At 60.1% G+C, this 1283-nt stretch carries 1 protein-coding gene and 1 pseudogene; both read right to left on the bottom strand.

The window, feature by feature from the left end:
- Positions 1-213 (bottom strand): annotated as a pseudogene (locus tag AC1D1P_RS23645) (molybdopterin-dependent oxidoreductase); the annotation flags it as partial.
- A 78-nt stretch (positions 214-291) separates the two neighbouring features.
- Complete coding sequence (locus AC1D1P_RS23650) at positions 292-1038, bottom strand: pseudouridine synthase (protein WP_477674689.1); 747 nt, start codon at positions 1036-1038, stop codon at positions 292-294.
- Positions 1039-1283: the final 245 nt, after the last annotated feature.

A 1283-nucleotide genomic window follows, 5' to 3' on the forward strand; every position in this document is an offset into this window, starting at 1 on the left:
GGCATGGGCCTTGTCGAACTGGATTTTCTGCTTGCCCATCATCTGGTCGAACGCCGGATCGAAGGCGCCGCGGTTGCCCGCGCCGATCCGCCCGCTGACGGTTAACAGGACTGGGCCTCGCGACGCTTTTGGCGCGTGCTGTGCCAGGGCCAGCGACGGCGCGGCCACGGCACCGATTGCAGCGGCATTCAGGARTTGACGGCGTGGGTTCATGTTTCCTCCGAGTGGTTTTTTGCGAAGCTGGCAGCGTACCGCTTGCCGCCGCGTTTGGGTCTGGTTTTTTTACCGGTTTCAGGGGGTTTTGACCGAAGGCGCTGAAATGCTCGCCATGTCTTGCGGCGTCAGCCAGCGCCATCCGCCGGGTTTCAGGTCAGGCGGCAAATCCAGCGTACCAATACGTGAACGGTGCAGGCCGCCAACGTCCTCAACCCGGTTGCCCACTGCGGCGATCATGCGCTTGACCTGGTGGTACTTGCCTTCGGTAAGGGTCAGGCTCAGCTGGTTTTCACCGGTTTTTTCACATGCGGCTGCTCGCACGGGTTTCGGGTCGTCGTCCAGCACCACGCCGGTCAGCAACTTCTGGATCTGCTTGTCGTCGACCGGGTGCTTGGCACGCACCTCATAAACCTTGGGCACATGGTGCTTGGGCGAGCTCATGCGGTGGATGAACTTGCCGTCGTCCGACAGCAGCAAAAGGCCGGTCGTGTCCTGGTCCAGCCGCCCCACCGCCTGCACGCCGGCCGCCGCGCCACCGCCGCGCTGGCGAATCGGTGCCGGCAGCAGGGTGTAAATACTGGGATAGGTGCTGGGCTTTTGCGAGCATTCGTAGCCGGCCGGTTTGTGCAGCATCAGGTAGGCTTTCTCGTGGTATTCCCAGGCCACGCCCTGCACCATGAAGTGCAGGCCTTCTGCTATAAATTCCATAGCTGGTTCCGCACAAGGGACGCCCGCTACAGCCACAAAACCCTGTTGAACCAGCCCCGCGCACACGCGCCGCGTGCCAAAGCCCTGAGAGAAAAGAATTTCTTGAAGTTGCATGCTTGCCATGGGGCTATTGTCACCCGGCACCAGAGGAAGCCGGGCATGGACCAGGAGCAGACAGGCCTCCGAAAACAGGTGCCCATGAAAAAGCCCAACCGGTAAAGGCTGGGCTTTCGTGAAATGGTGGGCTGGGGACTACTGCAAGATGTCTTGGAAGCCTCGCTATATATAGCGATCAATTCATTTCATAGAAATTAGTTCCCCCTTTTGTTCCCCCATGTGTTTGCGAGCGGTGTTAGACG

The sequence above is a fragment of the Polaromonas sp. P1_E1_2 genome (assembly GCF_056406035.1).